This is a genomic window from Streptomyces kunmingensis (assembly GCF_039533535.1).
Lineage (GTDB): Bacteria > Actinomycetota > Actinomycetes > Streptomycetales > Streptomycetaceae > Streptomyces > Streptomyces kunmingensis.
Genome location: NZ_BAAATS010000006.1, coordinates 485,342 through 507,855, shown reverse-complemented (window position 1 = coordinate 507,855; position 22,514 = coordinate 485,342). Strand labels below are relative to the sequence as shown.

20 protein-coding genes and 1 riboswitch are annotated in these 22,514 nt (G+C 71.3%); of the genes, 16 read left to right on the top strand and 4 right to left on the bottom strand.

Going from position 1 to position 22,514, the window contains the following annotated elements:
- The first annotated feature begins 151 nt into the window (after positions 1 to 151).
- The 12 genes from hpnC (at position 152) to ABD366_RS10450 (ending at position 14,085) form a co-directional block, all read left to right on the top strand.
- The gene (gene hpnC / locus ABD366_RS10505; RefSeq protein ID WP_324772465.1) at positions 152 to 1,063 is read left to right on the top strand and encodes a squalene synthase HpnC; all 912 of its coding nucleotides are present in this window, start codon (positions 152 to 154) and stop codon (positions 1,061 to 1,063) included.
- Entirely contained in the window at positions 1,060 to 2,010 is a 951-nt protein-coding gene (gene hpnD / locus ABD366_RS10500) for a presqualene diphosphate synthase HpnD (RefSeq protein ID WP_324772466.1), read from the top strand. The genes hpnC and hpnD overlap by 4 nt, the downstream gene beginning before the upstream one ends.
- A gap of 166 nt (positions 2,011 to 2,176) precedes the next feature.
- Positions 2,177 to 3,658, top strand: coding sequence for a hydroxysqualene dehydroxylase HpnE (hpnE, locus tag ABD366_RS10495; RefSeq protein WP_324772467.1), 1,482 nt, complete (start codon positions 2,177 to 2,179; stop codon positions 3,656 to 3,658).
- Between the two features lie 62 nt (positions 3,659 to 3,720).
- Complete coding sequence (locus ABD366_RS10490; RefSeq protein ID WP_324772594.1) at positions 3,721 to 4,779, top strand: polyprenyl synthetase family protein; 1,059 nt, start codon at positions 3,721 to 3,723, stop codon at positions 4,777 to 4,779.
- A 102-nt stretch (positions 4,780 to 4,881) separates the two neighbouring features.
- Complete coding sequence (shc, locus tag ABD366_RS10485) at positions 4,882 to 6,891, top strand: squalene--hopene cyclase (RefSeq protein WP_324772468.1); 2,010 nt, start codon at positions 4,882 to 4,884, stop codon at positions 6,889 to 6,891.
- The gene (locus ABD366_RS10480; RefSeq protein ID WP_324772469.1) at positions 6,891 to 7,556 is read left to right on the top strand and encodes a phosphorylase family protein; all 666 of its coding nucleotides are present in this window, start codon (positions 6,891 to 6,893) and stop codon (positions 7,554 to 7,556) included. The genes shc and ABD366_RS10480 overlap by 1 nt, the downstream gene beginning before the upstream one ends.
- Before the next feature lie 5 nt (positions 7,557 to 7,561).
- Positions 7,562 to 8,584, top strand: coding sequence for an adenosyl-hopene transferase HpnH (gene hpnH, locus ABD366_RS10475; protein ID WP_324772470.1), 1,023 nt, complete (start codon positions 7,562 to 7,564; stop codon positions 8,582 to 8,584).
- Positions 8,585 to 8,591: 7 nt separating this feature from the next.
- Positions 8,592 to 9,758, top strand: coding sequence for a flavodoxin-dependent (E)-4-hydroxy-3-methylbut-2-enyl-diphosphate synthase (gene ispG / locus ABD366_RS10470; protein ID WP_324772471.1), 1,167 nt, complete (start codon positions 8,592 to 8,594; stop codon positions 9,756 to 9,758).
- Between the two features lie 76 nt (positions 9,759 to 9,834).
- A complete protein-coding gene (gene dxs, locus ABD366_RS10465; RefSeq protein ID WP_324772472.1) occupies positions 9,835 to 11,802 on the top strand; it encodes a 1-deoxy-D-xylulose-5-phosphate synthase in 1,968 nt (655 codons plus the stop codon).
- Positions 11,799 to 13,184 (top strand): aspartate aminotransferase family protein, encoded by a 1,386-nt coding sequence (locus ABD366_RS10460; RefSeq protein ID WP_324772473.1) that lies wholly within the window; start codon positions 11,799 to 11,801, stop codon positions 13,182 to 13,184. The genes dxs and ABD366_RS10460 overlap by 4 nt, the downstream gene beginning before the upstream one ends.
- Positions 13,185 to 13,282: 98 nt before the next feature.
- On the top strand, positions 13,283 to 13,909 hold the full coding sequence (locus ABD366_RS10455; protein WP_324772474.1) for a helix-turn-helix domain-containing protein: 627 nt from the start codon (positions 13,283 to 13,285) through the stop codon (positions 13,907 to 13,909).
- Between the two features lie 2 nt (positions 13,910 to 13,911).
- Positions 13,912 to 14,085: a DUF6126 family protein gene (locus ABD366_RS10450; RefSeq protein WP_324772475.1), complete on the top strand. Its 174-nt coding sequence runs from the start codon at positions 13,912 to 13,914 to the stop codon at positions 14,083 to 14,085.
- An 18-nt stretch (positions 14,086 to 14,103) separates the two neighbouring features.
- Here the strand turns inward: ABD366_RS10450 and ABD366_RS10445 are convergent, their stop codons facing one another.
- Positions 14,104 to 14,901 (bottom strand): tyrosine-protein phosphatase, encoded by a 798-nt coding sequence (locus ABD366_RS10445; protein WP_324772476.1) that lies wholly within the window; start codon positions 14,899 to 14,901, stop codon positions 14,104 to 14,106.
- 397 nt (positions 14,902 to 15,298) lie between these two features.
- Positions 15,299 to 15,463: riboswitch (cyclic di-AMP (ydaO/yuaA leader) on the top strand.
- Positions 15,464 to 15,466: 3 nt separating this feature from the next.
- Between ABD366_RS10445 and ABD366_RS10440 the strand changes: the two genes are divergently transcribed.
- The 3 genes from ABD366_RS10440 to ABD366_RS10430 all read left to right on the top strand — a co-directional run bounded on the left by ABD366_RS10440 (position 15,467) and on the right by ABD366_RS10430 (position 18,130).
- A complete protein-coding gene (locus ABD366_RS10440; RefSeq protein WP_324772477.1) occupies positions 15,467 to 16,240 on the top strand; it encodes a M23 family metallopeptidase in 774 nt (257 codons plus the stop codon).
- Between the two features lie 140 nt (positions 16,241 to 16,380).
- Positions 16,381 to 17,199: an SGNH/GDSL hydrolase family protein gene (locus ABD366_RS10435; protein WP_324772478.1), complete on the top strand. Its 819-nt coding sequence runs from the start codon at positions 16,381 to 16,383 to the stop codon at positions 17,197 to 17,199.
- Positions 17,200 to 17,374: 175 nt separating this feature from the next.
- Positions 17,375 to 18,130 carry an SIMPL domain-containing protein gene (locus ABD366_RS10430; protein WP_324772479.1) on the top strand — a complete coding sequence of 252 codons (756 nt, stop codon included), beginning with the start codon at positions 17,375 to 17,377 and terminating at the stop codon, positions 18,128 to 18,130.
- A 20-nt stretch (positions 18,131 to 18,150) separates the two neighbouring features.
- Here the strand turns inward: ABD366_RS10430 and ABD366_RS10425 are convergent, their stop codons facing one another.
- Positions 18,151 to 19,356 carry a glutamate dehydrogenase gene (locus ABD366_RS10425; RefSeq protein WP_324772480.1) on the bottom strand — a complete coding sequence of 402 codons (1,206 nt, stop codon included), beginning with the start codon at positions 19,354 to 19,356 and terminating at the stop codon, positions 18,151 to 18,153.
- A 138-nt stretch (positions 19,357 to 19,494) separates the two neighbouring features.
- Between ABD366_RS10425 and ABD366_RS10420 the strand changes: the two genes are divergently transcribed.
- A complete protein-coding gene (locus tag ABD366_RS10420; RefSeq protein WP_344441523.1) occupies positions 19,495 to 20,679 on the top strand; it encodes an MBL fold metallo-hydrolase in 1,185 nt (394 codons plus the stop codon).
- Between the two features lie 34 nt (positions 20,680 to 20,713).
- Here ABD366_RS10420 and lysA read toward each other — a convergent pair whose 3' ends face one another.
- Positions 20,714 to 22,051, bottom strand: a complete 1,338-nt coding sequence (gene lysA, locus ABD366_RS10415) for a diaminopimelate decarboxylase (RefSeq protein ID WP_324772482.1) — start codon at positions 22,049 to 22,051, stop codon at positions 20,714 to 20,716.
- Positions 22,048 to 22,446, bottom strand: a complete 399-nt coding sequence (locus ABD366_RS10410) for an SAV_915 family protein (RefSeq protein WP_324772483.1) — start codon at positions 22,444 to 22,446, stop codon at positions 22,048 to 22,050. Before ABD366_RS10410 ends, lysA begins: the two co-directional genes overlap by 4 nt.
- Positions 22,447 to 22,514: the final 68 nt, after the last annotated feature.

The window sequence follows — 22,514 nt, the reverse complement described above, 5'->3', positions numbered from 1 at the left end:
GGAGGGCCGACTGTGCGGACTGCCGGGCGGCGTGTCCGAAATAGGATGTATTAGGTCCGCAGTGTAGAACGGGAGATGTGACGGCAATGGCTACGGAAACTCTCCAGGTCCACGAGGCTTTCGCCGTCGTTCCGGAAGCGGACCGCGCCCGGTGAGCGCAACTTCCCGTGTGCGCCCGGAGACCTCGCAGAGCCCGGTGAGCGCCACCCTCGACAAGGCCGCCGACGAGAACTTCCCGGTCGCCCCCTTCTTCCTGCCGCGCGCCTGGCGCGACGATCTGATGGCCGTGTACGGCTTCGCGCGCCTCGTCGACGACATCGGGGACGGTGACCTTGCCCCCGGCGGCGCCGACGCCCGTTTCCTCGGCGTCTCACCCGAACAGGCGGACGACCGCCTGGCGATGCTGGACGCCTTCGAGGCCGACCTGCGCCGGGTCTTCGACGCGACGCCCGGGCACCCGCTGCTGCGCGCCCTGCAGCCCACCGTCCGGCGCCGCTCGCTCACCCCCGAGCCGTTCCTCGGCCTCATCGAGGCCAACCGGCAGGACCAGCTCGTCACGCGCTACGAGACCTACGACGACCTGCTCGCCTACTGCGAGCTGTCGGCCAACCCGGTCGGCCGCCTCGTCCTCGCCCTCACCGGCACCGCGACCCCCGAGCGCATCCGCCTCTCGGACGCGGTGTGCACGGCGCTGCAGATCGTCGAGCATCTCCAGGACGTCGCCGAGGACCTGGGGCGCGACCGCATCTACCTGCCCGCCGAAGACATGAAACAGTTCCACGTTCAGGAGTCGGATCTCGCCGTACCGACCGCAGGCGCATCGGTGCGCGCCCTGGTCGCGTTCGAAGCGGAACGCGCCCTCCGGCTCCTGAATGAAGGCACCCCCCTCGTGGGTAGCGTCCACGGCAGGCTGAAGTTGCTGCTCGCCGGGTTCGTGGCAGGGGGGAAGGCGGCGGTCCACGCGATCACCGCCGCTTCGTACGACGTCCTTCCTGGACCGCCCAAACCCACCAAGCTCCAGCTGCTGCGCGAGGTGGGAGCGACTCTGCGAGGAGAGGGGTGAGCAAAACCGTGGAGTCTGACCAGCAGGTGTCGGCACCGGTGCTCGCCGCATACAGCTACTGCGAGACCGTCACCGGCCAACAGGCCCGCAACTTCGCCTACGGCATCCGACTGCTGCCGACCGCGAAGCGGCGCGCCATGTCGGCGGTGTACGCGTTCTCGCGCCGTGTCGACGACATCGGCGACGGCACGCTCGCGCCGGAGGTGAAGGCGCAGCGGCTCGAAGAGACCCGGGCGCTGCTCGCCCGGGTCCACGACGGCAAGGTCGACGAGGACGACACCGATCCGGTGGCCGTCGCGCTCGCGCATGCCGCGAACCGGTTCCCGATCCCGCTCGGCGGGCTCGACGAGCTGATCGACGGGGTCCTGATGGACCTGCGCGGCGCGACCTACGAGACCTGGGACGACCTGAAGGTGTACTGCCGGTGCGTCGCCGGCGCCATCGGGCGGGTCTCCCTGGGCGTGTTCGGGACCGAACCGGGGGCGCGTGGCGCCGACCGCGCGCCCGAGTATGCGGACACGCTCGGGCTCGCGCTCCAACTGACCAACATCCTCCGTGACGTACGCGAGGACGCCGCCGACGGGCGCACCTATCTGCCCGCCGACGACCTGGCCAAGTTCGGCTGCTCGGCCGGGTTCGACAGCCCGGTGATGCCGGCGGGCTCGGACTTCGAGGGGCTCGTGCACTTCGAAGTGCGGCGCGCCCGCGCCCTGTTCGCCGAGGGCTACCGGCTCCTGCCCCTGCTGGACCGGCGCTCCGGTGCCTGCGTCGCCGCCATGGCCGGGATCTACCGCCGCCTCCTCGACCGGATCGAGCGGGAACCGGAGGCCGTGCTCCGCGGCCGTGTCTCGCTGCCCGGCCACGAGAAGGCGTACGTCGCCGTGCGGGGACTGTCCGGTCTCGACGCGCGCACCGTCTCCCGGGCCGCGCTCAGGAGGCGCGCCTGATGGGCATTCCGGTGCTCCCTGTCGGCTCCGCCGTGAAGTGGCGCGCAACCCTCCGGGGTGGCCCGGCGTCCCTGCATGCAACGACCTGCCGAGCGTTCGCCACACCAGTCGATCCCCACCGCACGCTGGTCGCACGCACCGTGGGCAGCACCGAGGGGGAGAGCGTATGAGCACCGGCGACACGGCACCGCAAGCGCGCGACGCGGACTCCGCCGGGTCCCGACCGAGGCCCGCCGCCGTGGTCGTCGGCGGCGGGATCGCAGGCGTGACCGCGGCGCTCTCGCTCGCCGACGGCGGCATGGACGTGACGCTCCTCGAAGGGCGGCCCCGCCTCGGCGGTCTGGCCTTCTCCTTCAAGCGCGGCGACCTCACCGTCGACAACGGCCAGCACGTGTATCTGCGCTGCTGCACCGCCTACCGCTGGTTCCTGGACCGGATCGACGCCACGTCGCTCGCGCCCGTGCAGGAACGTCTCGACGTGCCCGTGCTCGACGCGGACCGCAACCGGCTCGGCCGACTGCGGCGCAGCGCGCTGCCCGTACCGCTGCATCTGGCCAGGAGCCTGGCCACCTACCCGCATCTGTCATTGACCGAACGCGCCAACGTCGGACGAGCCGCTCTCGCCCTCAAGGGCCTGGATCCCACCGATCCGGCGCTCGACGGGCGGGATTTCGGCTCCTGGCTGGCGGAGCACGGTCAGTCGCAGCGGGCCATCGAGGCGCTGTGGGACCTGGTCGGCGTCGCGACCCTGAACGCCGTGGCGGGTGAGGCCTCACTGGGGCTCGCCGCCATGGTGTTCAAGACCGGGCTGCTGTCCGACCCCGGTGCCGCCGACATTGGCTGGGCCCGCGTGCCCCTCGGTGAACTCCACGACACTCTCACCCGCAAGGCGCTCGACTCCGCGGGCGTACGCACTGAACTCCGTACACGCGTGACCTCCATCTCCCGTATGGAGAACGGGCGTTGGGGCGTCGAGGTTCCCGAAGGGCCGGACACTTCCGGCCAGATTCTGACCGCGGACACCGTCGTGCTCGCCGTACCGCAGCGCGAGGCGCACGATCTGCTGCCCGAAGGCGCGCTCGACGACGCGGACCGGCTGCTGTCCATCGGCACCGCGCCCATCCTCAACCTGCACGTCGTCTACGACCGCAAGGTCCTCAAGCGCCCCTTCTTCGCCGCGCTCGGCTCGCCGGTCCAGTGGGTCTTCGACCGGACGGACGCCTCCGGCCTGTTGAGGGGCGGGCCCGAAGGGCCTCCGAACAAGGGTGGTGGCGGGCGACGGGCGGGACAGTATCTGGCGGTGTCGCAGTCGGCCGCGCAGGATGAGATCGACGAGCCCGTCGCGGTGCTGCGCGAGCGCTACCTGCCGGAGCTGGAGCGGCTGCTGCCCGCCGCGCGCGGCGCCGGGGTGCACGACTTCTTCGTCACCCGGGAGCGGACGGCGACCTTCGCCCCGGCCCCCGGCGTCGGAGCCCTGCGGCCCTCGGCCCGCACCAATGCCCCCGGCCTGTACCTGGCCGGCGCGTGGACCGCCACCGGGTGGCCCGCGACCATGGAAAGCGCAGTCCGCAGCGGTACCAGCGCCGCGGACGCGGCGCTCGCCGCACTCGGCCGCCCGCGCGGCCACCTCTTTCGGGAGGCGGCGTGAGCATCGAACTCACCCCGGCGGCAACGCCGACATCGGTTAAACAAGGAGAGACTGTGCCACCTGTGCCCTCGGCCGGAACGGCTGCCGACGCGGTGGACGTGACCGCGCTTCTGGAGCGCGGCCGAACTTTGGCCACTCCGGTGCTCAAGAAGGCGGTGGGCCGCCTCGCGCCGCCCATGGACACCGTCGCCGCCTACCACTTCGGCTGGATCGACGCGGAGGGCAACCCCTCCGACGGTGACGGCGGCAAGGCCGTGCGCCCCGCCCTCGCCGTGCTCTCCGCGCAGGCCGCGGGCGCCGCCCCCGAGGTCGGCGTGCCCGGCGCGGTCGCCGTCGAGCTCGTGCACAACTTCTCGCTGCTGCACGACGACCTGATGGACGGCGACGAGCAGCGCCGGCACCGCGACACCGTGTGGAAGGTGCACGGCCCCGCGCAGGCCATCCTGGTCGGCGACGCCCTGTTCGCGCTCGCCAACGAGGTGCTCCTGGAGATCGCCTCGGTCGACGCGGGCCGCGCCACGCGCCGCCTCACCACCGCCAGCCGCGCGCTGATCGACGGCCAGGCGCAGGACATCGCCTACGAGCACCGCGAGCGCGTCAGCGTCGAGGAGTGCCTGGAGATGGAGGGCAACAAGACGGGCGCCCTGCTCGCCTGCGCCTCCTCCATCGGCGCGGTCCTCGGCGGCGCCGACGACGTCACCGCCGACGCCCTGGAGCGGTACGGCTACCACCTGGGCCTCGCCTTCCAGGCCGTCGACGACCTGCTCGGCATCTGGGGCGACCCCGACTCCACCGGCAAGCAGACCTGGAGCGATCTGCGTCAGCGCAAGAAGTCGCTGCCGGTCGTCGCCGCGCTCGCCGCGGGCGGCCCGGCCTCCGAGCGGCTCGGCGAACTCCTCGCCGCGGACGCCAAGGACAATGACTTCGACACCTTCTCCGAGGCGGAGTTCGCCGCCCGTGCCGCCCTCATCGAGGAGGCCGGCGGGCGCGAGTGGACCACCGAGGAAGCCCGGCGTCAGCACACCGTCGCCCTCGAAGCCCTGGACTCCGTCCAGATGCCGGACCTGGTGCGCGCCCAGTTCGCGGCGCTCGCCGACTTCGTCGTCGTACGAAAGAGATGATCATTATCGGCCGCATATGACTCGCGTCGCCGGCCGGTGTCCCTCCAGGGCATCGGCCGACGGTTACCCAGCAGAGAAGAGCCACTGCACGAAGGGATAGCCATGACAGCGACGACCGACGGAAGCACCGGAGCCGTGACTCCCGAGGCGACCTCGGCCACCACTGCCCATCTGACCGACACGATCCCCGGGGCGGCCGGGACACCGAGCGCCGCCGACCGAGCCATACAGCGCGCCACGGACTTCCTGCTGGCCCGGCAGGACGCCCAGGGCTGGTGGAAGGGCGACCTCGACACCAATGTGACGATGGACGCCGAGGACCTGCTGCTGCGCCAGTTCCTGGGCATCAGGGACAAGGCCACCACCGACGCCGCCGCCCTCTTCATCCGTGGGGAGCAGCGCGAGGACGGCACCTGGGCCACCTTCTACGGCGGACCCGGCGAACTCTCTGCCACCATCGAGGCATACGTCGCCCTGCGGCTCGCCGGGGACGCCCCGGACGAGGCGCACATGGCCAGAGCCTCCGCGTGGATCCGCGAGCGCGGCGGCATCGCGGCGAGCCGCGTCTTCACCCGGATCTGGCTGGCCCTGTTCGGCTGGTGGAAGTGGGACGACCTCCCCGAACTCCCGCCGGAACTCATCTACTTCCCTAAGTGGATGCCGCTCAACATCTACGACTTCGGATGCTGGGCGCGGCAGACCATCGTGCCGCTCACCATCGTGTCCGCGAAGCGCCCGGTGCGGCCCGCGCCGTTCCCGCTGGACGAACTGCACACCGACGCGAGCGACCCGAACCCGGTCAAGCGCCTTGCCCCGGTGGCGAGTTGGGACGGCGTCTTCCAGCGCCTCGACAAGATCATGCACGGCTATCAGAAGGTCGCCCTCAAGCGGCTGCGCAAGTCCGCCATCAACTCCGCGGCGCGCTGGATCATCGAGCGGCAGGAGAACGACGGCTGCTGGGGCGGCATCCAGCCCCCCGCCGTCTACTCCGTGATCGCCCTGCACCTGGTCGGCTACGACCTCGAACACCCCGTTTTGAAGGCCGGGTTGGCCTCCCTCGACCGGTTCGCCGTGTGGCGCGAGGACGGGGCCCGGATGATCGAGGCCTGCCAGTCCCCGGTGTGGGACACCTGTCTGGCGGTCATCGCGCTCGCCGACGCCGGACTGCCCGCCGACCATCCGAGCCTCGTCAAGGCCGTCACCTGGATGATGGACGAGCAGATCGACCGGCCGGGCGACTGGTCCGTGCGCAGGCCGCAACTGGAGTCCGGCGGCTGGGCGTTCGAGTTCCAGAACGACAACTACCCCGACATCGACGACACCGCCGAGGTCGTGCTCGCGCTGCGCCGGGTGGACCACCCGGACAAGACGCGGGTCGAGAAGGCGATTGAGCGCGGGGTCCGCTGGAACCTCGGGATGCAGTCGAAGAACGGGGCGTGGGGCGCCTTCGACGTCGACAACACCAGCCCGTTCCCCAACCGGCTGCCGTTCTGCGACTTCGGCGAGGTCATCGACCCGCCGTCCGCCGACGTCACCGGGCACGTCGTCGAGATGCTCGCCATCGAGGGCAGGTCGCACGACCCGCGCACCCGGCGCGGCATCGAGTGGCTCCTCGCCGAACAGGAGGCGAACGGCGCCTGGTTCGGCCGCTGGGGCGTCAACTACGTATACGGCACAGGGTCGGTGGTGCCCGCGCTGACCGCGGCGGGGCTGCCCGCCTCGCACCCGGCGATCCGGCGCGCGGTCACCTGGCTGGAGTCGGTCCAGAACGAGGACGGCGGCTGGGGCGAGGACCTGCGCTCGTACCGCTACGAGGACTGGAAGGGCCGCGGCGTCTCCACCGCCTCGCAGACCGCCTGGGCGCTCCTCGCGCTGCTCGCGGCCGGCGAGCGGGACTCCAAGGCCGTCGAGCGGGGGATCGAGTTCCTCGCCGACACCCAGACCGAGGACGGCACCTGGGAGGAGCCGTACTTCACCGGGACCGGGTTCCCCTGGGACTTCTCGATCAACTATCACCTGTACCGGCAGGTCTTCCCGCTGACCGCGCTCGGCCGGTACGTGCACGGCGAGCCGTTCGCCGACCGGGCCGCCACCGCGGCCAAGGGTGGCTGATGACCCGGGACCCGGCGGCGGCGCCGCCGGAGACCTCGCCGCTGCTCGTCGCGTGCGCGCTGGGCATCGAACAGTTCGCCCTGCGCACGGGCAGCCGCGCCGGAGCCACCACGCCCGTCACCGTGCTGCGTACGGGCATGGGGCCCAGGGCCGCCGAACGGGCCATGGTTCGCGCCCTCGAAGGCGCGGCATTCGCCGACGCCGCGGTGGTCGCCACCGGCTTCTGTGCCGGGCTCGCGCCCGGCATGCACCCCGGTGACCTGGTCGTGGCCGGGGAGACCCGCGACGCGCACGGCAGTACGCCCTGCGCCGGTACGGATCTTCTGGTGAAAGAGCTGGTCAGGGCGGTGCCCGGGAGAACCGTGCACACCGGCCCGCTCATCGGTTCCGATCACGTGATCCGCGGTCACGAGCGGGGCGACCTCCTCGCCACCGGCGCGATCGCGGTCGACATGGAGTCCGCGGCGACCCTGCGCGCGGCGACGGCGGCCGGCGGAGCCGACGGCCGTCCGGTTGCGGCCGTCCGGGTGGTCGTCGACGCTCCAGAACATGAACTCGTCCGGATCGGCACAGTTCGCGGTGGACTATCGGCTTTCCGTGTCCTTCGTGCCGTCCTGCCCGCATTTTTCGAATGGCACCGTTCTTTGCTGCTCCCTCGGAGGTGAGCCAGATGGCCATGCCGCTTCGTCAGTCCATCAAGGTTGCGACGTATCTCGCTGAACAGAAGATCCGCAGGCGGGACAAGTTCCCGCTCATTGTCGAACTGGAGCCGCTCTACGCCTGCAACCTGAAGTGCGAGGGCTGCGGAAAGATCCAGCACCCGGCCGGTGTGCTCAAACAGCGCATGCCCGTCGCCCAGGCCGTGGGCGCCGTCCTCGAGTCGGGTGCGCCGATGGTGTCGATCGCCGGCGGCGAGCCGCTGATGCACCCTCAGATCGATGAGATCGTGCGGCAGTTGGTGGCGAAGAAGAAGTACGTCTTCCTGTGCACCAACGCGATGCTGCTGCGCAAGAAGATGGACAAGTTCAAGCCGTCCCCGTTCTTCGCGTTCACCGTGCACATCGACGGCATGCGCGAACGCCATGACGAGTCCGTCGCCAAGGAAGGCGTCTTCGACGAGGCGGTGGAGGCGATCAAGGAGGCCAAGAAGCGCGGCTTCCGGGTCACCACGAACTCGACCTTCTTCAACACGGACACCCCGCAGAACATCATCGAGGTGCTGAACTACCTCAATGACGACCTCGCGGTCGACGAGATGATGATCTCGCCCGCGTACGCCTACGAGAAGGCCCCCGACCAGGAACACTTCCTCGGTGTCACCCAGACCCGCGAACTGTTCAAGAAGGCCTTCTCCGGCGGCAACCGGCGGCGGTGGCGCCTCAACCACTCGCCCCTGTTCCTCGACTTCCTCGAGGGCAAGGTCGACTTCCCGTGCACCGCGTGGGCCATCCCGAACTACTCGCTCTTCGGCTGGCAGAAACCCTGCTACCTGATGAGCGACGGCTACGTGCCCTCGTACCGCGAGCTCATCGAGAAGACCGACTGGGAGGCGTACGGCCGCGGCAAGGACCCGCGCTGCGCCAACTGCATGGCGCACTGCGGCTACGAGCCGACCGCCGTCCTCGCCACCATGGGCTCCCTCAAGGAGTCCCTGCGGGCGATGACCGAGACCGTCGCCGGGAACCGTGGGTGACGATGCCATGAGTTCCGGAGAACCAGTCTCACTGGGCCTCCCCGAGGTACCGGTCCGACCACTGGCCGAGCGGCGCGTGAGCCGTCGGATCCAGGTCGGACCGGTGGCCGTGGGAGGCGGCGCACCGGTGTCCGTGCAGTCGATGACGACGACGCGGACCTCCGACATCGGGGCCACGCTCCAGCAGATCGCCGAACTGACCGCCTCCGGCTGCCAGATCGTGCGGGTCGCGTGCCCCACCCAGGACGACGCGGACGCCCTCGCGACGATCGCGCGCAAGTCGCAGATCCCCGTGATCGCGGACATCCACTTCCAGCCGAAGTACGTGTTCGCGGCCATCGACGCCGGGTGTGCGGCGGTGCGCGTGAACCCGGGCAACATCAAGAAGTTCGACGACCAGGTGAAGCAGATCGCGCGGGCCGCGTCCGACGCGGGCACACCCATCCGGATCGGGGTCAACGCCGGATCGCTCGACCGGCGGCTGCTGGTGAAGTACGGCAAGGCGACGCCGGAAGCGCTCGTCGAATCGGCCCTGTGGGAGGCGTCCCTCTTCGAGGAACACGGGTTCCGCGACATCAAGATCTCCGTCAAGCACAACGACCCCGTGGTGATGGTGAACGCCTACCGGCAGCTCGCCGCCGCGTCCGACTATCCGCTGCACCTCGGGGTGACGGAGGCCGGCCCGGCCTTCCAGGGCACCATCAAATCCGCCGTGGCGTTCGGGGCGCTGCTCTCCGAGGGCATCGGCGACACCATCCGCGTCTCGCTGTCCGCGCCCCCCGCCGAGGAGGTCAAGGTCGGCATCCAGATCCTGGAGTCGCTCGGCCTGCGGCAGCGGCGCCTGGAGATCGTGTCCTGCCCCTCGTGCGGCCGGGCCCAGGTCGACGTGTACAAGCTCGCCGACGAGGTGACCGCCGGACTCGACGGCATGGAAGTGCCGCTGCGGGTGGCCGTCATGGGATGCGTCGTGAACGGCCCAGGCGAGGCCCGCGAGGCCGATCTCGGAGTCGCCTCCGGCAACGGCAAGGGGCAGATCTTCGTGAAGGGCGAGGTCATCAAGGTCGTGCCCGAGTCGAAGATCGTGGAGACGCTCATCGAAGAGGCGATGAAGATCGCCGAGCAGATGGAGAAGGACGGCGTCGCGTCGGGTGCGCCCGGCGTCACCGTGAGCTGAATCCGAAGTTCCGGGTTCTGAGCTCTGGGTTCTGAGTTCTTGAGTTCTTGAGTTCGAACGGGAAGGGGGCTCGAACGTGACGATTCTGGAAACCATCCGGGGGCCGCGCGACCTGAAGGCGCTGAGCGAGGAGGAGCTCGGCGAACTGGCCGCGGAGATCAGAGAGTTCCTGATCCACGCGGTCGCCAGGACCGGCGGTCACCTCGGACCCAACCTGGGCGTGGTGGAGCTGACCATCGCGCTGCACCGGGTCTTCGAGTCGCCCGTCGACCGGCTGGTCTGGGACACCGGCCACCAGAGCTACGTGCACAAGCTGCTGACAGGACGGCAGGACTTCTCCAAGCTGCGCGGCAAGGGCGGGCTCTCCGGCTACCCCTCGCGCGAGGAGTCCGAGCACGACATCGTCGAGAACAGTCACGCCTCCACCGCCCTCGGCTGGGCCGACGGACTCGCCAAGGCGCGCCAGGTGCAGGGCGAGCGCGGGCACGTGGTCGCCGTCATCGGTGACGGCGCGCTGACCGGCGGCATGGCCTGGGAAGCGCTGAACAACATCGCCGCCGCCAAGGACCGCCCCCTGATCATCGTCGTCAACGACAACGAGCGCTCGTACGCGCCGACCATCGGTGGCCTCGCCAACCACCTCGCCACCCTGCGCACGACGGACAGCTACGAGAAGGTGCTGGCCTGGGGCAAGGACGTACTGCTGCGCACACCCGTGGTCGGGCACACGGTGTACGAGTCCCTGCACGGCGCCAAGAAGGGCTTCAAGGACGCGTTCGCCCCGCAGGGCATGTTCGAGGACCTCGGCCTGAAGTACGTAGGGCCGATCGACGGGCACGACGTGGGCGCGATGGAGTCCGCGCTGCGCCGGGCCAAGCGCTTCCACGGCCCGGTCCTCGTGCACTGCCTGACCGAGAAGGGGCGGGGGTACGAGCCCGCGCTCGCCGACGAGGCCGACCGCTTCCACACCGTGGGGGTGATGGACCCGCTGACGTGCGAGCCGCTCGCTCCGTCCAACGGGCCGTCCTGGACGTCGGTGTTCGGGGACGAGATCGCGGCGATCGGGCGGGAGCGCGAAGACGTCGTCGCGATCACCGCGGCCATGCTGCACCCGGTGGGCCTGACCAGGTTCGCGCAGGAGTTCCCGGACCGGGTCTGGGACGTCGGGATCGCCGAGCAGCACGCCGCAGTCTCCGCCGCGGGCCTCGCGACGGGCGGCCTGCACCCGGTCGTCGCCGTCTACGCCACCTTCCTCAACCGGGCCTTCGACCAGCTCCTGATGGATGTCGCGCTGCACAACTGTGGGGTGACCTTTGTGCTCGACCGGGCCGGGGTGACCGGCGTCGACGGCGCCTCGCACAACGGCATGTGGGACCTGTCCGTGCTCCAGGTCGTGCCGGGCCTGCGGATCGCCGCCCCGCGCGACGCCGAACAGCTCCGGGCGCAGCTGCGGGAAGCCGTCGCCGTCGACGACGCGCCGACCATGCTGCGCTTCCCCAAGGAGTCCGTGGGGGTGCCGGTTCCCGCGGTCGACCGGATCGGCGGCCTCGACGTACTGCACCGCGCGGACGCGCCCCGCGTCCTGCTCGTGTCCGTCGGCGTCATGGCGCCCGTCTGCCTCCAGGCCGCCGAACTCCTCGAGGCGCGGGGCGTCAACTGCACGGTCGTCGACCCGCGTTGGGTCAAGCCGGTCGACCCCGGCCTCGCGCCACTGGCGGCCGCGCACGAGCTCGTCGCGGTCGTCGAGGACAACAGCCGGGCCGCGGGCGTCGGTTCGGCCGTCGCCCTGGCGCTCGGCGAGGCCGAAGTCGACGTGCCCGTACGGCGGTTCGGCATACCCGAGCAGTTCCTGGGACACGCGAAACGGGCCGAGGTGCTCGCCGACATCGGACTGACGCCGGTGGAGATCGCGGGCCGGATCAGTACGAGCCTGAAGGCGAAAGCCGGCGCAGAAGCCAGTATCAAAGAAAGTACCGAAGCAAGTATCAAAGCCGGCACCAAAGCCAGCGCATCCGAAAAGGTCGGCAAGGAGAACGACGTATGAGCAAGGAGTTCGACCTCGGCAAGCTGCTGGCCGAGCGCGGCGCCGAACGGTACGAGCTGCACACCAAGTACCTCAACCACCAGCTGCCGAAGATGCTCCACACCATCGGCTTCGACAAGGTGTACGAGCGGGCCGAGGGTGCGCACTTCTGGGACGCGGAGGGCAACGACTACCTGGACATGCTCGCCGGCTTCGGCGTGATGGGACTCGGGCGCCACCACCCCGTCGTCCGCAAGGCGCTGCACGACGTCCTCGACGCCTCCCTCGCGGACCTGACCCGATTCGACTGCCAGCCGCTGCCGGGACTGCTCGCCGAGAAGCTGCTGACGCACAGCCCGCACCTGGACCGCGTGTTCTTCGGCAACAGCGGGACGGAGGCGGTGGAGACCGCGCTGAAGTTCGCCCGGTACGCCACGGGAAAGCCGCGCGTCCTGTACTGCGCGCACGCCTTCCACGGTCTGACCACCGGCTCGCTCTCGGTCAACGGCGAGGACGGATTCCGCGACGGATTCGCGCCGCTGCTGCCCGACACGGCCGTCCCTCTCGGCGATCTCGACGCGCTGGCACGGGAGTTGAAGAAGGGCGATGTCGCCGGGCTCATCGTCGAGCCGATCCAGGGCAAGGGCGTGCACGAGGCGCCGCCCGGCTATCTGCGGGCCGCGCAGGAACTCCTGCGGGGGCACAAGGCGCTGCTCATCGCGGACGAGGTGCAGACCGGCCTCGGCCGCACCGGCGACTTCTACGCCTACCAGCACGAGGAAGGTGTCGAGCCGGACCTCGTCTGCGTCGCCAAGGCGCTGTCCGGCGGATATGTGCCGGTCGGGGCGACGATCGGAAAGGACTGGATCTTCAAGAAGGTCTACTCGTCCATGGACCGCGTCCTCGTCCACTCGGCGAGCTTCGGGGCCAACGCCCAGGCCATGGCCGCCGGACTCGCCGTCCTGAACGTCATGGAGGACGAGGAGACCGTCGCGAACGCCCGGGCCATGGGCGAGCTGATGACGGCCCGCCTCACCGCGCTCGTCGACCGCTACGAGCTGCTGAGCGACGTCCGCGGGCGCGGCCTGATGATCGGCATCGAGTTCGGCAGGCCCAAGTCGCTGAAGCTGCGCAGTCGTTGGGCCATGCTTCAGGCCGCGCGCAAGGGGCTGTTCGCGCAGATGGTGGTCGTGCCGCTGCTGCAGAAGCACCGGATCCTCACGCAGGTCTCCGGCGATCACCTCGAAGTCATCAAGCTGATCCCGCCCCTGGTCGTGGACGAGGCCGACGTCGACCGGTTCGTGGAGGCGTTCACCGCCGTGATGGACGACGCGCACAGCGGTGGCGGGCTGATGTGGGACTTCGGCAGGACACTGATCAAGCAGGCGGTCGCCAACCGCTGACCCGCGCCCTCACCGTTCGCCGGGGCGGTGCCTGAGCGGGCTTTGCCTCGGAGGCAAGAAATTTGCCTGCGAGGCAGGGCTCTGGCGTAATCAAGTGTATGAGCCCTGCCCTCCCGGAGGAGGCTCCGGTCCCCTCGGAGCTGCCCGCCGTCGCGCCCCAGCTGCGTGCCCTGCGCCGTCGCGCCGCCCTCACCCTCGAGGTCGCGGCCCGCTCCGCCGGTCTGTCGCCGGCGCATCTGTCGCGGCTGGAGACCGGACAGCGCCAGCCGTCGCTGCCGATGCTGCTCGCGCTCGCCCGTATCTACAGTACGACCGTCTCCGAACTCCTGGGCGAGACCCCCGCCGACCGTGACGCCGTGATCAGGGGCGGCGCCATGGAGGCGACCGAGGCAGGCGGCTGGACGTACTTCCAGGCCGGTTCCGCCGGCCGCGGCATGCAGGCCCTGCGGGTCCACGTGCCGTACGGATCACAGGGCGACATCGTGCGCGTGCACCCGGGCGAGGAGTGGCTCTACGCCCTCGAGGGACGGCTGCGGCTGCGCCTCGGGGACACGTCCCACCGACTCGACCCCGGGGACAGCGCGCACTTCGACTCGCTCACCCCGCACCGGATCGCCGCCGCGGACCGGGGCGGGGCCGAGCTCCTCTTCGTACACACCCTGCTGCAGAGTCCGACCGCCGCGCTGTGTCTCGGCCCGGCGGCCGGCCCGATCCGGGAGGTCTGACCATGAGCGACGCGACCGAGCACACCACCGAAGCCGAAGCACGGCCCGCACGCCGCCGGGACATCGAGGACAAGCTGCCGCGCGGCATCTGGGTGCGGGTCCTGGTCTACGTCTTCGCGGGACACGCCCTCGCGGCCTTCATCTACATGCTGTTCACGCTGGGTGGCGGCCAGTGACCCGGGTCCGTCGGGGAGTCAGTCGAGGAGCCGCTCGCGCAGCCGCTCGCGGTCGGCCGCGCTGAAGCGCAGGCCTTCCTCGAAGTAGCGGTCCGTGGTGCCCCAGGTCTGGTCGATGGTCTCGAAGGCGGCGTGCAGATACGCGGCGCGGGCGTCGAAGAGCGGGCTGAGCAGCTCCATGACCTCGGGGGAGTAGGCGTCGCCCGACGTGGCGCTGCGGCGCACCTTGTAGCGGCGGTGCTTGGCGTTCGACTCCAGGTAGTCGGCCTCGATGGCCTCGCGCTCCACGCCGACGGCGAGCAGCGTCACCGCGATCGACAGGCCCGCCCGGTCCTTGCCCGCCGCGCAGTGCATCAGCGCGGGCACGCTCTCCTCGGCGAGGGCGTGCAGGACGCGGCTGTGCTCTGCGGTGCGCTGGGAGATGATCGTGCGGTACGACGTGATCATGCGGTTCGCCGCGCGGCCCTCGGACAGCAGGGTGCGCAGCTGCTCTATGTCGCCGTCGCGGACCATCTGCCAGAACTCGGCGCCGTCCGCCGGGTCGGAGAGCGGCAGGTTCACGTTGCGCACCCCGGGCAGCTCGACGTCGGCGCCCTCGAGCCGCTGGTCGGCGGCGTTGCGGAAGTCGAAGACGGTGTGCAGGCCGAGGCCCGCGAGGAACGCGGCGTCCTCGGCCGTGGCGTGGGCGAGATGGCCGCTGCGGTAGAGCACACCCGGACGCACGCGCCGGCCGTCCACGGTCGGAAGGCCACCGACATCACGGAAGTTGCGCACTCCGGACAGCTCCGGCTCGGTGGACGGGGCGTGCTGCGTCACGGGGGCTCCTCCCGGTCGGGTCACCGGCGTTGCTCGTCGGTGGGCGCGCGTCTGCGGGCGCGCGTCTGACGATACGACATGGGTTCCCGGGGCAACTATCTGTCCGTTCTATCCGCTTTGGTATTAACTATCCATTTATCAAAGGGGATTGTGCGGTTCGCGTGAGCAGGCTCATATTCGTGACCGTCCGTGGCGGCCGTCCCGGATTTCTTCCTCGGGAATTCCAGAAGGTAAGGCGCTGGCAAAGCGCGGACATCGACGCAGGGTGACACAGGGAACTCTCAGTCGATCAAGAAAGCGGCCTCGTCGGTGAATTCGACATTTGTCGCCGCCTTTCTCGTCGGCTTACTGTCACCACTCCATCCGGACGGAACGCCTAGTCCTGCCGCCGCCCGGATTCCGAACAACGACCCGTGACGGCAGGAGCGGGGGACCCACAGGCAGTACGCCGCGGGAATTCCCCATGCGGCTAGGGGTGAAGCCGTGTCCGTGAACCGGGCGCGGCCGGGCAGCTCCAGCCCGAACCCGACAGCTCACCTCGTAGGCGACGGAGAGGAAAAGCGCCATGCCCGCAAAGGGAAAGCACCGCCGTTCGAAGACCCAGCGCATCACTCGCGCCGCCGCCGTGGCCTCGGCCGGCGGGGCCGCGCTCGCCCTGCCGCTCATCGGCGCCACCGGCGCCCACGCGGCGACCGGCGACGCCGCCTCGACCGACGCGAAGACGTACACGGTCAAGGCCGGTGACACGCTCTCGAGAATCGCCGAGGCGCAGGACGTCGACGGCGGCTGGAAGAAGCTGTACGAGGCCAACAAGAGCGTCGTCGGCTCCGACGCCGGACTCATCCAGCCCGGCATGAAGCTCACGCTGGACGGCGCCGCGAAGACCGCCTCCACCACCGCGTCGAGCACCGGCGACAGCACCGGCACGGGCACCGCGGACTACGTGAAGCCCGTCGACGGCTCCGTCGGCACCGCGTACCACGCCTCCGGTTCCTCCTGGTCGAGCGGCTACCACACCGGCACGGACTTCGTGGTCTCCACCGGCACCACCGTCAAGGCCGTCGGCGACGGCACGGTCGTCTCCGCCGGCTGGGACGGCAGCTACGGCAACGAGGTCGTCATCAAGCACGCCGACGGCGACTACTCGCAGTACGCCCACCTGTCCTCGATCGGTGTCTCGGCCGGGCAGACCGTCACCGCCGGCCAGCAGATCGGCCTGTCCGGCGCGACCGGCAACGTCACCGGGCCGCACCTGCACTTCGAGATCCGTACCTCGCCGGACTACGGCTCCGACATCGACCCGCTGACCTACCTGCGCGAGCACGGCGTCAGCATCTGAGCCACCCGCACCGCGTGCGTCTCGCGCGATCCACTCGGCCCCCGGGGTTATTCCCCGGGGGCCGAGTGCGTTTTCTCACCGCTCGTCAACCCGTGGTTACGTTGGCGTAGGTCACACCTCAAGGTGAAAGATGTGTGGTCGTGGCAAACGAATCGAGATCACTCAGCATCGGCACGATTCGGTCCTACGCGGCGGTGGGGGACAGCTTCACCGAAGGCGTCGGGGACCCCGGGCCCGACGGCAGTTTCGTGGGGTGGGCCGACCGGCTCGCCGTCCTCTTGGACGACCGCGTGGCCGAGGACACCTTCCAGTACGCGAACCTCGCCGTGCGCGGCAAACTCCTCGACCAGATCGTCGAGGACCAGGTCCCGCGCGCCGTCGAACTCGCCCCCGACCTGGTGACCCTGGTCGCCGGCGGCAACGACATCATCCGGCCCGGCACCGACCCGGACGACGTGGCCGAACGCTTCGAGAAGGCCGTGGCACGCCTCGCCGAGGCCGCCGGCACCGTCATGGTGGCCACCGGCTTCGACACCCGCGACGTGGCCGTCCTCAAGCATCTGCGCGGCAAGATCGCCACGTACAACATGCATGTGCGGGCCATCGCCGACCGGCACGGCTGCGCGATGCTCGACCTGTGGTCCCTCAGGTCCATCCAGGACCGCCGGGCCTGGGACGAGGACCGGCTCCACCTGTCCGCGGAGGGCCACACCCGGGTCGCCCTGCGCGCGGGACAGGCGCTCGGCATCGACGTCCCCGCCGACCCCGAGCAGGCCTGGCCGCTCCTGCCGCCGCGCGGCACGTTCGAGGTGCGGCGCGACGACATCCACTGGGCGCGGGAGTTCCTGGTGCCGTGGATCGGGCGGCGGCTGCGCGGCGAGTCCTCCGGGGACCGCGTGCAGGCGAAGGGCTTCGTGGACCCGCACCTCATCAAGATGCACCTGGAATCCGCTTCCTAGCCGCCTTCCGGAGGCCGAGCCACTCTCCTTGCGCCTCCTGGTCACCTTCCAGAGGTACTGCGGGTTCTCTTAGGGGTGACGGGCGGAGTGGCGTGCCTCGCCTGGCCGGGTGCGGGTGCTGGGATGTCGGCCGCCCGCCGCGTCGGCGGGCCCGACCGGGAAGGACCCCGATCCCATGTCCGTACGCTCCCGCCGCAGCGCCGTGCTCGCCGGCGCCCTGCTCGCCCTCGTACTGCCGGCCGTACCCGCCGTAGCCGCCCAGGCGGCGCCGCACGCGGCCGCCGCCGCGGCGCCGAAGCCCGCGACCCTGACCGTCACCGGCGAGGGCCGCGCCACTGCCGAACCCGACATGGCGATCGTCACGGCGGGCGTCGAGGCGAACGGGCCCACCGCGAAGGACGCCCTGGCGGCGCAGAGCCGCGCGGCGGACGCGCTGCTCGCCGCCGTGCGCGAGGCGGGCGTCGCCGACCGGGACATCCGTACGGAGAGCCTCGCGACGTCGGCCGTCTACGAGACCGGCCCCGAGCCGGGCGCGGCCACCCGGGTCGCCGGCTACCGGGCCACCCAGTCCTTCACCGTCAAGGTCCGCGACCTGGACCGGACCGGCGCGCTCATCCAGGCGATCGCGGACGCGACCGGCGACGACGTGCGGATCGACTCCGTCGTCTTCGACATCGCCGACCCCGGCCGGCTGCGGTCCGCGGCCCGGGCGGCCGCGTACGCCGACGCGCACGAGAAGGCCGTCCAGTACGCGAAGGCGAGCGGTCACAAGCTCGGCCGGCTCGTCTCGCTCGAAGAGACGACGAGCGGCCGCCCCCGGCCGGTGGCCGTCCCCGCGATGGCCTTCGACCAGGCGGCCGGGAAGGTCCCGGTGGCGGCCGGGGAGATCGAGGACGCGGTGAGCGTGACGGCGGTGTACGAGCTGAACTGACGCCGCGCCGGGCGGCGCCGTCACCGGTACCAGCCGAAACGCTCCGCGATGACGGGCAGCCGGTCGGCGACGAGGGCGTGCGCGGCGGCCCGCGGGGTCGTCCCGTCGGCCTCCGCGCGCGCCAGCACCTGACCGATCAGGGCGCGCATGGAACGCCGCGTGTGGGCGAACGCCTCGTCCGCGTCCGCGCCGATGTCACCGAACAGCGTCCACCACCACCAGGCGTTGGTCCCGGAATTGACGACGACGTCCGGCAGGACGGTCACCCCGCGCCGCGCGAGCAACTCCTCGGCGTCGGCGAGCACCGGCATGTTGGCCGCCTCCACGATCCACCGCGCCGTGATCCGCTCCTGGTTCGCGGCGTCGATCGCATACGAGACGGCAGCCGGTACGAGCACCTCGGCGTCGGCCGAGAGCCAGGCGTCGCCCGGCAGCTCGCGGTCACCGGGACGCAGCGCCGAGCGCGCCACCGTGCCGAACGCGTCGCGCGCGGCGAGCAGGCGTTCCACGTCGAGCCCGTCGGGGTGGGCGACCGTGCCCTTAAGATCGGCGACCGCGACCACCTTCAGACCCGCCCGGGAGAGGAAGCGTGCCGTGGCACCGCCCATGGTGCCCAGGCCCTGGAGCGCGACCCGGGTGCCCTCGTACGGGAGCCCGGCGCGGTCGAGCGCGACGAGCACCGACTCGGCGACACCGCAGCCGCCCACGAGTTCGTCCAGGCCGATCCCGTCGACGGAGAGCGCGAACGCGGCCGCGAGCCGGGCGCGGGCCGCCCGCTCGTCGTCGAGCAGCGGGTACACCGCCTGGATCGAGGAGACGAGCCCCGCCTCCGCGGCCGCCCTGTCGACCAGGTCCTGGGTCAGTCCCAGATCCTCGCCGGTCGTCCAGCAGGACTCGATGTGCGGCCGCATGGCCCGCAGATAGCGCACCAGGACGCCGTACGCCTCCGGTGAGCGCGGGTCGCAGTCGATGCCGCCCTTGGCGCCGCCGAGCGGGATGTACCGCCCTTGCGGGTCGTAGTGCAGCGCCTCTTTCATCGTCATGCCGCGCGCGAGCCCCGCGACCTCGGCGAGCGTGCAGCCCGGGCGCATCCGCAGGCCGCCGCTGGAGACGCCGCGCACCAGCCGGTCCACCACCAAGTAGCCGGTGCGGCCCGTGACATGGTCCGTCCAGGTCAGCTCGATGAGCGGCTTCGCGGGAGAGGCGGCGGGCGCGGGGCTGGTCATGGGAACTCCTCGGGGGCGGTGCGGGCGGGGACCGGCGGGGCCGGACCGGTCCGGGCCGCATGGTCCCAGGGGCGGTGCGACGCGTTGTCGTAGGTGCGGCACATAATGGAACACCCTGATCGATCAACAGGAGGCGTTGTGCCACGTTCCCTGAGTCCCGGACTGCGCTCGCTGCAGCCTGCCGCGTTCGGCGCCGAGGCCACCGGCGCGCGCCTGGAGCGGATCCGCAAGTCACCGAACTTCGCCGACGGGCAGTTCCAGAACCCGCTGGGGGCCCGTACCCGGCCCGACGGCTCCATGCTCGACTTCGCGAAGGTCTACTTCCGTAAGGAGGAGCGCGCCCGGCGCGCTCCGCTGGGCACCGTCCCCGTCCACGCCACGACCCTCGCCGACCTGTCGAAACCGGCCGCGAGCGGGCTGCGCATCACCTGGATGGGGCACTCCAGCGTGCTCGCCGAGATCGACGGCGTCCGGGTGCTCTTCGACCCCGTGTGGGGCGAGCGCTGCTCCCCGTTCGCCTTCGCGGGGCCCAAGCGGCTGCACCCCGCGCCGCTGCCCCTCGCGGCGCTCGGCCCGGTCGACGTGGTCGTCATCTCGCACGACCACTACGACCATCTGGACATGCCCACGATCAAGGCGCTCGCGGGGACGGACACCGTCTTCGCCGTGCCGCTCGGCGTCGGCGCACACCTGGAGCACTGGGGCGTCCCGGCCGACCGGCTGCGCGAGCTGGACTGGAACGAGTCGACCGAGGTCGGCGCCGTGACCCTGACGGCGACGCCCGCCCGGCACTTCTGCGGCCGTGGCGTGCGCAACCCCCAGCACACGCTGTGGGCGTCCTGGGCCGTGACCGGCCCTGAGCACCGGATCTACCACAGCGGTGACACCGGTTACTTCCAGGGTTTCGCGGACATCGGCGCGGAGCACGGCCCGTTCGACGTGACCATGATCCAGGTGGGCGCGTACTCGGACTTCTGGCCCGACATCCACATGACCCCGGAGGAAGGGCTGCGCGCCCACCTCGATCTACAGGGCGGGCGGCCGCACGGCGTGCTCATGCCCATCCACTGGGGCACGTTCAATCTGGCGCCCCACGCATGGGCCGAGCCCGGTGAATGGTCCATCGACGTGGCGCGGGACGCCGGGCAGACCCTGGCCACGCCGAGACCCGGCGAGCCGTTCGAGCCGGGCGGTGACGTGCCGGCCGACGCCTGGTGGCGCGGCGTGTCCGCCCCCGTCGAGCGCCCCTGGCGCCGGGCGGCGCCGAGCCTGACGGACAGCGGACCGGCCGCCACGGAGCTGGACCTGGCGGGCGATCGCTGACCGGGGCCCGGCCCCTAGACGCACGGACTGTTTCTTACAAGCCGATGTCCCGGCTGCGGTAGTCGTCGAGGGACTCGCGGCGTACCAGCAGCCGGGCACGCCCCTCGGCGACGGCGACCACGGGCGGGCGGCCCACCAGGTTGTAGCCGGAGGCCATCGAGAGGTGGTAGGCGCCCGTCACGGGGACGGCCAGCAGGTCGCCCGGGCGGACGTCGCCCGGCAGCTCGGCATCGGCGGCCAGCACGTCGCCCGCCTCGCAGTGCCGCCCGACCACGGTCGTCAGGGTCGCCGCAGCGGTGGAGCGGCGGCCGATCAGACGCGGGGCGTACCGGACCCCGTACAGAGCGGGCCGCGGGTTGTCGCTCATGCCGCCGTCCACGGCGACGAACACCTTCGCGCCGGTGTGCTTGACCGCGAGGACACGGTAGAGGGCGATCCCGGCGGGTCCGGCGATCGCCCGCCCGGGTTCGATCAGCAGCCGCGGCACGGTCAGCCCGGCGCGCGCGCAGCTCTCGACGAGTTCGCCGCGCATCCGGCGGGCCAGCGCGGTGAGGTCCAGGGACTCCTCGCCGGGGCGGTAGGCGATGCCGTGGCCGCCGCCCAGGTCGAGCTCCGGCAGGACGACGCCGTGGCTGTCACGGATCCGGGCCAGCAGCCCGACCATCCGGCGCACCGCGGTGACGTAGGGCTTGACCGTGGTGATCTGTGAGCCCAAGTGGCAGTGCAGGCCGCTGAGTTCGAGCTGCGGCTGGTCGAGGATCCGGGCGATCGCGTGGTGCGCGGAGCCGTCGGTCAGGGACAGGCCGAACTTCTGGTCGTCGGTGCCGGTGCGGATCTTCTCGTGGCCTCCGGCGGCGATGCCGGGCACGACACGCACCATCACCTTCTGGTGCCCGTCCGGGCCGACGGCGGCGGCGAGCCGGGCGATCTCGGCCGGGCTGTCGATGACGATGCGGCCGACGCCCAGGCGCAGGGCGGCCTCGATGTCGTGCGGCGACTTGGCGTTGCCGTGCAGCACGGTCCGCTCGGCGGGGAAGCCCGCGGTGACGGCGAGTTCCAGTTCGCCGGCCGAGCACACGTCGAGCCCCAGGCCCTCCTCGCCGACCCAGTGGACCATCGCCCGCGACAGGAACGCCTTGGCCGCGTACAGGACGTGGGCGTCCGGGAACGCGGCGCGGTAGGTGCGGCAGCGCTCCCGCACCTCGGCCTCGTCGAGCACGTACGCCGGTGTGCCGAACCGTTCCGCGACCTCGGCGAGCGACGCCCCGCCGACGGTGAGGTCGCCGTGCGGCCCCCGGGCGGTGGAGGCGGGCCACACCGACAGATCGTCCAGGGCGGCGGGGGCGGGAGCGTGCGGGTGCGTGACGGTCATGACGTACGGACTCCCTTGTTCAGCGGCTCCGCGGGGCGAGGGCGTGTGCGACGACGGCGGCGCCGGTCCTCGAAGGCCGGATCGACGGTGCGGGTGAGCGGCGCCGCGGTCATCGGCGCGGCGAAGACCGGGTCGACGGTGACGGCGGTGACGCCGAGGGGCGCGGCGAGGGCCCGCAGCGCGGGTTCGCCGAGCTCGACCCAGAGCTGGTCCCGGCCCAGCGCGGCGACGAGCCGCGCGTGGCTGGTGAACCCGACGGCGGTGCGCTCACCGAGCGGGGTGCGGAACAGGCGGGCGGCGCACCCCGCGGGCCCCGGCCGGACCGGAACGTGCAGCGGCCCGGCCGGGGCACGTTCGGCGGGTTCCGGATCCTCACCGCACAGCAGGTCGTTCATGGGACTCCTCGGGAACTCTCGCGAAGTAGAAGCGACGAACGCCCCCGCGATCACGGGGGCCGGGACGT